This window comes from Kitasatospora sp. NPDC059571 (assembly GCF_042735675.1).
In the GTDB taxonomy this organism is placed as follows: domain Bacteria; phylum Actinomycetota; class Actinomycetes; order Streptomycetales; family Streptomycetaceae; genus Kitasatospora.
Genome location: NZ_JBHWBW010000100.1, coordinates 3,865 through 13,142, shown reverse-complemented (window position 1 = coordinate 13,142; position 9,278 = coordinate 3,865). Strand labels below are relative to the sequence as shown.

Sequence of the window (9,278 nt, the reverse complement as noted above, 5' to 3'; positions counted from 1 at the left end):
CCCGGGGGCCCACCCCCCCCACCCCCCCCGCCCTCGGCCCGCCCCCCGCGCCCCGGCCCCCGCCCCCTCCCCCCGCCCCCCTCCCCCCGGCCCCCCCCCCCGCGGGGGGGGGGGGGGGGGCCCTCGGACGGGGGTGTCAGGGTGTCAGGGGTGCAGGGTGAGGCGGCCGACGGAGTCGCCGTCGGCGACCCGCTGGACGGCCTCGGCGGCCCGGTCGAGGGTCAGCCGCTCGCCGATCAGCGGCTTCACCACGCCCTTGGCGGCGAGCTCGGTGAGCTCGGCGTGGCAGTCCCGGACGGCCTGCGGGTCCCGGACGTTGTACAGCCCCCAGTGCAGGCCGAGGATCGAGTAGTTCTTCACCAGGGCGTGGTTGAGGCCCGGCGCCGGGATGGTGCCGCCGGCGAAGCCGACCACGACGATCCGGCCCTCGAAGGCGATGCACTTGGCGGAGCCGGTGTAGGCGTCGCCCCCGACCGGGTCGAAGACCACGTCCGCGCCGCGGCCGCCGGTGGCCTGCTTGACCGCGGCGACGAAGTCCTCGCCGTGCCGGTCGATCACCAGGTCGGCGCCGAGCGCCGTCGCGGCCGCCGCCTTCCGGGCGCCGCCGACCACGGCGATCACCGTCGCGCCGGCCGCCTTGCCGAGCTGGACGGCCGCACTGCCGACGCCGCCCGCCGCGGCGTGCACCAGCAGCGTCTCGCCGGCCCGCAGCCGGGCCCGGCGGTGCAGTGCGAACCAGGCGGTCTGGTAGCCGATGTGCAGCGCGGCGGCCTCCGCGTCGTCCAGCACGGGCGGGGCGGCGAACACCGCGGCGGCGTCCATCAGCGCGTACTCGGCGAAGGCGCCGGCGGGCAGCAGCGCCGTGCCGACGACCCTCCCCCAGCCTCCGGCCGGGGGTGCCCCCATGCCCGCGCGGTCGCCGCCGACGACATCGCCGCAGAGCTCGACACCGGGCGTGAACGGCAGCGGCGGGCGGACCTGGTAGTGGCCGCGGCACATCAGCGCGTCCGGGAAGTTGACCGCGGCGGCCCGGACCCGGACCAGCAGCTGCCCGGCGGCGGGCTGCGGCCGGTCGGTCTCGGTCTGCACCATCACCTCGGCGGGCTCGCCGAGCGCCGGTACCTGCCAGGCCTTCACGCGGTGCCTCCCGGGGCGGTCTCGATGGCCTGCTGGAGGTGGTTCATGCCGCCCAGCCAGCGGTCCGGGGTGGTGGCGCGGGCGGCGTAGAAGTCCGCGACCTCGGGGTGCGGCAGGATCAGGAACCGCTCCTCGGCGATCGCCGCGACGGTGGCCGCGGCGACCTCCTCGGGCTCGATGGCGGTGGGCCGCAGCAGCACGTCGCCGGCTGCGCCGGTGACCTTGAGCATGTCGGTGTTGACGCCCTGCGGGCAGAGCGCGTGCACCCGGATGCCGCGGTGCCGGTAGGTGGCGGAGAGCCACTCGGCGAAGGCCAGCGCGCCGTGCTTGGTGACGGCGTACGGCGCGGAGCCGAGCATGGTGAGCAGGCCGGCCGCGGAGACGGTGGCGAGGAAGCGGCCCTCGCCGCGCTCCAGCCAGTCGGGGAGCAGCAGTTCGGCGGCGCGCACGTGCGACATGACGTTGACGTCCCAGGCGCGGGCCCAGACCTCGGGCCCGGCGTCGGCGCCGCCGATCGGCGCGATGCCGGCGTTGGCGCAGTAAACGTCGACGGTGCCGAGCGCGGCGCGGGCGGCCCCGACCAGGGCGGCGACGCCCTCAGGCGAGGCGGCGTCGCCGGGGGCGGGGATACCGCCGATCCGGGCGGCGACGGCCTCGGCGGCGTCCGCGTCGAGGTCGTTGACGACGACCCGGGCGCCGGCGGCGGCGAACGCGGCGGCGAGCGCCTCGCCGATGCCGCGGCCGGCACCGGTGACGACGACGCCGCGGTCGGCGAGCGTGCTGCCCGGGGCGCTCACAGGCCGCCGCCCAGGGTGACGCCGCCGTCGACGACGAGGTTCTGTCCGGTGATCCACGCGGCGTCGTCGGAGAGCAGGAAGGCGACCGCGCCGGCCACGTCCTCGGGCAGGCCGAGCCGGCCGAGCGGGTAGGCGCGGACGACCTTCTCCTCCCGACCCTCGTACAGCGCCTCAGCGAACTTCGTCTTGACGACGGCGGGGGCGACCGCGTTGACCCGGATGTCCGGGCCGAGCTCGGCCGCGAGTTCCATGGTGAGGCGGATGATCGCGGCCTTGCTCACGCCGTACATGCCGATGCCGGCCGAGGAGCGGATGCCGGCGATGGAGGCGACGTTGACCACCGCGCCGCCGTGCTCGCCCATCCAGGCGGCGTGCGCGCGGCGGGTCCAGGCGAGCGGGGCGAGCACGTTGACGGCCATGATCTTGGCGGCCACCGCGGGGTCGGTCTCCAGGACCGGGCCGTAGGCGGGGTTGATGCCGGTGTTGTTGACCAGGAAGTCGAGGCGGCCGAAGGACTCCAGGGTGCGGGCGACCGCCTCCTCCTGGTGGGCCGCGTCGTCGGCCTTGCCGGCCACGGCGATGGCCACGTCCGGGCCGCCGAGGTCGCGGACGGCGTCGGCGAGCGGCTCGGGGTTGCGGGCGGTGATGCAGACCCTCGCCCCGCGGTTGACCAGCTCCCGGGCGATGCCGAGGCCGATGCCGCGGCTGGCGCCGGTGACCAGGGCCACCCGGCCCTTGAACGAGGGTGTCATCGCGAAAACCTTTCGCCGTTCGTCTGTCGACGCAATGGAGCACGAGATGGTGACTAAGCGCTTGCTTAGCATGTTGCCGGCGGGCCACACTGTCAACAGCCGGGCTCCAGCCGGCCGTGATCCGTCTGCGAGGATTGACGCCATGACCGACCAAGCGACCGCCGACCTGTGGCCCGGGGAGCGCACCGAGGCCGCCCGGCGCCTGCTGCTCGCCGGTGTGGAGTCCTTCGCCCGCCGCGGCTACCACGCCACGACGACCCGGGACATCGCCACCGCCGCCGGGATGAGCCCGGCGGCGCTGTACATCCACTACCCGTCCAAGGCCGCCCTGCTGGCCGAGATCAGCCGCACGGGCCACCAGGCCACCCTCGACCTGGTCGAGCGGGCCGAGGCGTACTCCACCGAGCCGGTGGAGCAGATGCGCCGGCTGGTGGAGGACTTCACGGTCTGGCACGCCCGCGGCCACACCGTCGGCCGGATCGTCAACCACGAGCTGTACGCACTGCCCGAGGACGCCTTCGCCGAGGTGGCCGGGCTGCGGATCCGGATCGAGGACACCGTCCGCCGGATCATCGAGCGCGGCGTCGAGCGCGGGGAGTTCGACGTCCAGGACGCCCGGACGGCGGCCCGAGCCGTCACCTCGCTCGGCATCGACGTGGCCCGCTGGTACACCGACCGGTCCACCGAGACCCCGGAGGAGCTCGGGCGGCGGTACGGCGTGCTGGTCCTGCGGATGCTCGGCGCCCCGGCACAGCCCTGACGCGGCCCGGCCGCCTCCCGCCCTCCCCTGACTTAGGTTAGGCTCACCTAGCCGACCAGGGAGGGTGCAGCATGTCCGACACCGCGAACCGGCCTGCCGGGACGTCCACGGCCGACGGCACGGCCACGGCCCAGGCCGACCGGGCCCCGACCGCCGCCGAACGGCTGCGCACCCTGCTGGAGCACGCCTCCTCCGTGGTGCTCGACGTGCCCGGCGTCGACCTGGCCGACCGGCCGGGGCCGCCACCCCTGGTGGACTGCGCCGTCCTCCCCGACGGGGCGGTGGCCGTCCTGGCCGAGGAGGCCTCCTCGCTCCACCGGATCGCCGCCCTGGCCCGCGACGGCCGGATGCGCGGCGAACTCGACGCGGTGGACGTCGCCCCCGTCCCGATGCCGCACCGGATCCGCGGCCGGGCCGCCGCCCAGGGCCGGCTCACCGTCCTGGCCCGGGCCACGCCCGCCCGGATCGCCTCGCTGTTCCCCCACCGCCCGGCCGCCGGCCACGTCCTGCTCTGCCTGGAGCCCGACCACCTCGCGGTCGAGGACCTGTGGGGCGCCGAGTGCTGCGTGGACCCGGCCCGGTTCGCCGCCGCCGCACCCGACCCGCTCGCCCGCGAGGAGGCCGGCCTCCTCCAGCACCTCGACGCCGCCCACGCGGACGCCCTGCACCGGCTCGCCCGGCACGCGGCACCCGGCCGCGGCGCCCGCACCCCGCACACCGTCCGCCCGGTCGCCCTCGACCGCCACGGCCTGCGGCTGCGCCTGCTCGGCCCGGGCCCCGACGACCTGCTCGACGCCCGCTACGCCTTCGCAAGCCCGCTGCACTCCCCCGAGGAGCTCCCCGCCGCGATGCGCCGCCTCTTCGCCGGGGGCCACCCCTCCCGCTGAGCCCGGCCCCGAGCCCTGGTCCCAGGAGCCGCGGGCGGCAGCGGACATCACGCCGAACGGCTCGTCCCGGCCTCGCGTTCGCGCCGCGCGATCGCCTCTATCATGTCGCTGATGGTGCCCAGGCCGTCCGGCGACAGCGTGACCGCCCGCAGGGCGACCTCGCGCACCCCGGCGTCCCGCAGCGCCCCCAGCAGGGCGAGCTCCTCGGCGATCCGCTCGCTCTGCCCGTCCTCGAAGAAGTACGCCACCGGCACCTCGAAGAACCGGGCCAGCGCCTCCAGGTGACGCTTGGTCGGGTTGTCCCGGCGCCCGGTGCGCAGCTGCCACAGATAGGTGGCGGAGAAGCTCTCGCCGCTCGCCTCCCGGCAGGCCCGGGCGACCTCCTCGTTGCTGTGGGGGTCGCCGTTCGGCCGCCGGACGATCCGGAAGAGCTGCTCGATCCGGTCGGCGAGGCAAGCCCCGCCGGATTCCTCAGCAGCCACCACGCGCCTCCCCCGGTCCGGTCACACCGCGGCCCATGCTAACCGTCCCGTCGGCCACCGGATCCCGGCCGCCGGCTCCGCCGAAGAGGCGTCAGCGCTCCGGCCCGATCACCGAGAACAGGCCGCCCTCGGCGTCCCTCAGCCGGGCGGTCCGCCCGTACGGGGTGTCCTCGGCCGGCTCGGCGACGCTGCCGCCGAGCTTCACCGCCTCCTCCAGCGCCCGGTCGGTGTCCGCGACGGAGAAGAAGACCTCCCAGTGCGGGGCCGCCCCGGGCGCCGCGCAGAGCGCCGCGACCGTGCGGCCCTTCGAGCGGAGCACCACCCGCTCGTGCTCGTACTGCACGCCGAAGCGGTCCGGGTCCTGCTCGTCCCAGCGGAACACCTCGCCGTAGAAGAGGGCCGCGGCGAACGGGTCCGGGGTGCGCAGCTCGATCCAGACCGGCGCGCCCGGCTGGGCCATCCAGTTCTCGACGCCCGGCTCGCCCTCCCAGACCCCGAACGCGGCGCCGACCGGGTCCGCCGCCAGGGCGACCCGTCCGGCGTCGAAGGCCAGCGGGCCGACCGCCAGGGTGCCGCCGCGCTCGCGGACGCCCTCGGCGGCGCGGTCCGCGCTCTCGGTGCCGAAGAAGGTCGTCCAGGCCACCGGCTGCTGCCAGTCCGCGGACATCACGCCGATCCCGGCCACCTCGACGCCGTCGACCACCGCCCAGGTGTAGGGGCCCCAGCGGTCCGGCCCGGGCAGGAACGTCCAGCCGAGCAGCGGACCGTAGAAGGACTGCGCGGCGTCCGGGTCGCGGGCCATCAGGCTGACCCAGCACGGCACGGCCGGCACGCAGCGCACCCTGGCCCTCTGCTCACCCATCCGAGCGACTCCTTCCGGTTCGTGGCCGTCTCAGCCTAGGGCGTGTCGCGGCGATCGTGTCGGATCAGCGCGCGGCGGCGGGCGGCGAGCGACGGCGTGGGTGCGGGGCACGGCACCGGGCGCCGGGCCGGGCGCGCCGCCGTGTCGATGCGGCGGTGGCGGGCCGTGCGCGGCATGCTCCGGTGTGTGAGGGCGCCGCGGCGGGCATCTGCCGCTCCGAGGCGGTCGCGGGCCCGCCGGACCACCGAGTGAGGGAGTGGGAGCATGGACCAGCCGTACGTCGTCGTGGGGGCCAGTCTGGCGGGTGCCAAGGCGGTGGAGGCCCTGCGGGCCGAGGGGTACCGCGGCCCGGTCGAGCTGATCGGCGAGGAGACCGAACTCCCCTACGAGCGGCCGCCGCTGTCCAAGGGCTACCTCCAGGGCAAGTCGGCGCGCAGCGACATGGAGGTCCACCCGGCCGCCTGGTACGAGGAGCAGGAGGTGACGCTGCGGCTCGGCACCCGGGTGGCCGCGATCGACCCGGACGGGCACGCGGTGGCGCTCGGCGACGGCACCCGGATCGGCTTCGCGAAGCTGCTGCTGGCCACCGGGGCCTCGCCGCGGCGGCTGCCGGTGCCCGGCGGCGACGGCCCGTCGGTGCTGACGCTGCGGAGTGTCGGGGACAGCGAGCGGATCCGCGCGGCCCTGCGGCCGGGAGCCCGGGTCGTGATCGTCGGGGCGGGCTGGATCGGGCTGGAGACCGCGGCGGCGGCCCGTCTGGCGGGCGCCGAGGTGACCGTGCTGGAGGTGGCGGAGCTGCCGCTGCTGCGGGTGCTCGGCCGCGAGGCGGCGCAGGTCTTCGCCGACCTGCACCGGCAGCACGGGGTGGACCTGCGCTTCGGCGTGCAGGTGGCGGCGGTGGAGGAGGGCGGGGTGCGGCTCGGCGACGGCAGCCTGGTGCCGGCCGACACCGTGGTGGCGGGCGTCGGCATCAGCCCGAACACCGAGCTGGCCGGGGCCGCCGGGCTGGCGGTGGACAACGGCGTGCGCACCGACGAGCACCTGCGGACCTCGCACCCCGACGTCTTCGCGGCGGGCGACGTGGCCAACGCCTTCCACCCGCTGTTCGGCCGGCCGATCCGGGTGGAGCACTGGGCGAACGCGCTGAACCAGCCCGCGACGGCGGCGAAGTCGATGCTCGGGCAGGACGCGGTGTACGACCGGGTCCCGTACTTCTTCACCGACCAGTACGACCTGGGCATGGAGTACACGGGCTACGTGGAGCCGGGCGGCTACGACCGGGTGGTGTTCCGCGGGGACGTGCCGGGGCGGGAGTTCATCGCCTTCTGGACGTCGGGCGGGCGGGTGCTCGCCGGGATGAACGTGAACGTGTGGGACGTGGTCGACCCGATCCGCGAACTGGTCCGCTCGGGCCGCCCGGTGGACGAGGGCCGGCTCGCCGACCCGGCGGTGCCGCTGGCGGAGCTGGCCGGCTGAGCCCCGCGGCGGGAGCCGCGGACCGGCCCGGTGCGCGCGGGGGCTGACGGTCCGTCGGGGCCGGGTCCGGTTGTCGCAGGCATGCCCTAGGGTGCGTACCTGAACCGTCTCCAGGAGGGGCCGCCCATGTCGACCGGAGGACTGCTGCCGCCCGCGGGCCCGGCCCGCGGGCTGGCCGCCGCGCAGCTGACCAACGCGCTGGGCGACGGCGCGTACCTGGTCTGCTCGGCGCTGTACTTCACCCGGGTGGTCGGGCTGTCGGCGCCGCAGATCGGCCTCGGCCTGACCGTGGGCTGGGCGGCCGGGGCGCTCGCCGGCGTGCCGCTGGGGCACCTCGCCGACCGGCGCGGGCCGCGCGGGGTGGCGGTCGCGCTGGCGGTCGCCACCTCGGCCGCGGTGGCGGTGCTGCTCGCGGCCGGCTCCTTCCCGGTGTTCCTGGCGGGGGCGCTGCTGTACGGCTGCGCGCAGAGCGGGCTGTCGGCGGCCCGGCAGGCGCTGCTGGCCGGGCTGGTGGAGCCGGCCCGCCGCACCGAGGTGCGGGCCTACCTGCAGTCGACGGTCAACGCGGGCCTGGCGGTGGGCGCGGCGATGGGCGGTGCGGCGCTGCACCTGGACACCCCGGTGGCGTACCGGACGGTGCTGGCGGTGGACGCGGTGAGCTTCCTGGCGTCGGCGGTGCTGCTGGGCCGGCTGCCCGCGCCGGCGCCGGCCGCCCCGGCGGCGGACGGGCCGCGGCTGGCGGTGCTGCGCGACCGCCCCTACGCGGTGGTGGCGCTGCTCAACACGGTGATGCTGCTCTACATGCCGCTGCTGTCGCTGATCGTGCCGCTCTGGATCGTGGAGCGGACGGCCGCGCCGGACTGGACGACCGCGGCGCTGCTGGTACTGAACACGCTGACGGTGGTGGTCTGCCAGGTGCGGGTGGCCCGCCGGGTGACCGGTCTGGCCGGCGCGGCGCGGTCCGTGCGGTGGGCCGGGGTGCTGCTGCTGGCCTGCTGCGCGGCCTTCGCGGCGTCCTCGGCCGGCGCCTCGGCCTGGGCGGCGGCCGGGGTGCTGCTGCTGGCGGCCGGGCTGCAGGTCGCCGGGGAGATGATGCTGGCCGCCGGCTCGTGGGAGATCGGCTTCGGGCTGGCCCCGGCCGACCGCCAGGGCCAGTACCAGGGCTTCTTCGGCACCGGGGTGGCGGTCGCCCGCATGGTCGGCCCGGTGCTGCTCACCTCGCTGGTGCTCGGTGGCGGGACGGCGGGCTGGCTGGTCCTGGGCGGGGCGTTCGCCCTGGCGGGTGCGGCCACCGGGCCGGCGGTGCGCCGCGCCGAGCGGTCCCGGGCGGCCGCCGCGCCGGCGGCCGCGCCGCCCGCCGTCGGGGCGGTCGGCTGACCGCCGGCCCGACGGTCGTCACATCAGCGGGCCCGTCGTGCGGGAGCCCTCCTTCAGTTCGCCGTGCGCCTTGGTCAGCAGTTGCATGGCGAGGTCGTTGAGGGCGCGCGCCCCGGCGACCTCCTCGCCGACCCTGGGCTGCGGGCTGTCGGCGTGGTGCCGGGTGCTGTAGCCGTGCGAGCGGACCTCCGTACCGTCGGAGAGGCGGACGAGCGCCACGGCCTTCGTCCGGTCGCCCTCCTCCTCGAACTCCAACTCGATGTGCCATCCGACCAGTGTGTGCATCATGGCCGCCACCTCCTGGGGTCCCCTCCAGGGTGCGCCGAGGCACTGCGGCCCGCCAATCCCGGGGGCGGCGACCCGCTCCGGCCTTGCCCGGAGGCGCGGCGCGGGGATATTTTGAACACGTTCAATGATGCTGCGCCGCCGGCTGCCGACCGGCCTCCCGGAGGTGGACCGATGACCCTCAGCTACCCCGAGGTGGGCGCCGTGGCCGGGCCAGGCCCGCTGCCCGCCGGCTACCACCACCTGCACCACCGCACCCGGGTCGGCCGCGGCGCGGCGCAGTTCGCCGCCGCCGGACGCGCGGTCACCACCTGGCGGATGCACCGCGCGGCCGGCGTCCGGATCCTCGGCCCCCCGCCCCGGTGCGGGGGGGGGGCCCCCGGGGTCCGGGGTGTGTGGGGGGGGGCCCGCGCGGGGCGCGGGCGCCCGCCCGGGGGGGCCCCCGGGGGGGCCCCCCGGGGGG

At 76.8% G+C, this 9,278-nt stretch carries 11 protein-coding genes; 5 read left to right on the top strand and 6 right to left on the bottom strand.

Going from position 1 to position 9,278, the window contains the following annotated elements; all coding sequences use genetic code 11:
* Positions 1-144 precede the first annotated feature (144 nt).
* The 3 genes from ACFV0G_RS14480 to ACFV0G_RS14470 are packed head-to-tail and all read right to left on the bottom strand — an operon-like array spanning position 145 to position 2,686.
* A complete protein-coding gene (locus tag ACFV0G_RS14480; RefSeq protein ID WP_380546449.1) occupies positions 145-1,137 on the bottom strand; it encodes an NADPH:quinone oxidoreductase family protein in 993 nt (330 codons plus the stop codon).
* Complete coding sequence (locus ACFV0G_RS14475; RefSeq protein WP_380546447.1) at positions 1,134-1,934, bottom strand: SDR family oxidoreductase; 801 nt, start codon at positions 1,932-1,934, stop codon at positions 1,134-1,136. The genes ACFV0G_RS14480 and ACFV0G_RS14475 overlap by 4 nt, the downstream gene beginning before the upstream one ends.
* Positions 1,931-2,686, bottom strand: a complete 756-nt coding sequence (locus tag ACFV0G_RS14470; RefSeq protein ID WP_380546445.1) for an SDR family oxidoreductase — start codon at positions 2,684-2,686, stop codon at positions 1,931-1,933. The genes ACFV0G_RS14475 and ACFV0G_RS14470 overlap by 4 nt, the downstream gene beginning before the upstream one ends.
* Before the next feature lie 142 nt (positions 2,687-2,828).
* Here ACFV0G_RS14470 and ACFV0G_RS14465 point away from each other — a divergent pair, with 142 nt between their 5' ends.
* Together ACFV0G_RS14465 and ACFV0G_RS14460 are read left to right on the top strand one after the other, a co-directional pair.
* Entirely contained in the window at positions 2,829-3,446 is a 618-nt protein-coding gene (locus ACFV0G_RS14465; protein WP_380546443.1) for a TetR/AcrR family transcriptional regulator, read from the top strand.
* Positions 3,447-3,517: 71 nt separating this feature from the next.
* Positions 3,518-4,333, top strand: coding sequence for a DUF2470 domain-containing protein (locus tag ACFV0G_RS14460; protein ID WP_380546440.1), 816 nt, complete (start codon positions 3,518-3,520; stop codon positions 4,331-4,333).
* Positions 4,334-4,380: 47 nt separating this feature from the next.
* Here ACFV0G_RS14460 and ACFV0G_RS14455 read toward each other — a convergent pair whose 3' ends face one another.
* Positions 4,381-4,815: an XRE family transcriptional regulator gene (locus tag ACFV0G_RS14455; RefSeq protein ID WP_380546438.1), complete on the bottom strand. Its 435-nt coding sequence runs from the start codon at positions 4,813-4,815 to the stop codon at positions 4,381-4,383.
* A 91-nt stretch (positions 4,816-4,906) separates the two neighbouring features.
* Entirely contained in the window at positions 4,907-5,677 is a 771-nt protein-coding gene (locus ACFV0G_RS14450; RefSeq protein ID WP_380546436.1) for a VOC family protein, read from the bottom strand.
* Between the two features lie 264 nt (positions 5,678-5,941).
* On the opposite strand from ACFV0G_RS14450, the gene ACFV0G_RS14445 reads away from it, so the two are divergent.
* On the top strand, positions 5,942-7,153 hold the full coding sequence (locus ACFV0G_RS14445; RefSeq protein ID WP_380546434.1) for an NAD(P)/FAD-dependent oxidoreductase: 1,212 nt from the start codon (positions 5,942-5,944) through the stop codon (positions 7,151-7,153).
* Positions 7,154-7,279: 126 nt separating this feature from the next.
* Complete coding sequence (locus tag ACFV0G_RS14440; RefSeq protein WP_380546432.1) at positions 7,280-8,530, top strand: MFS transporter; 1,251 nt, start codon at positions 7,280-7,282, stop codon at positions 8,528-8,530.
* Between the two features lie 18 nt (positions 8,531-8,548).
* Here the strand turns inward: ACFV0G_RS14440 and ACFV0G_RS14435 are convergent, their stop codons facing one another.
* Positions 8,549-8,818, bottom strand: a complete 270-nt coding sequence (locus ACFV0G_RS14435) for a DUF1876 domain-containing protein (RefSeq protein WP_380546430.1) — start codon at positions 8,816-8,818, stop codon at positions 8,549-8,551.
* Positions 8,819-8,989: 171 nt separating this feature from the next.
* On the opposite strand from ACFV0G_RS14435, the gene ACFV0G_RS14430 reads away from it, so the two are divergent.
* Positions 8,990-9,278: DUF1990 family protein (locus ACFV0G_RS14430; RefSeq protein ID WP_380546428.1), on the top strand; the 289-nt coding region annotated here is incomplete at its 3' end.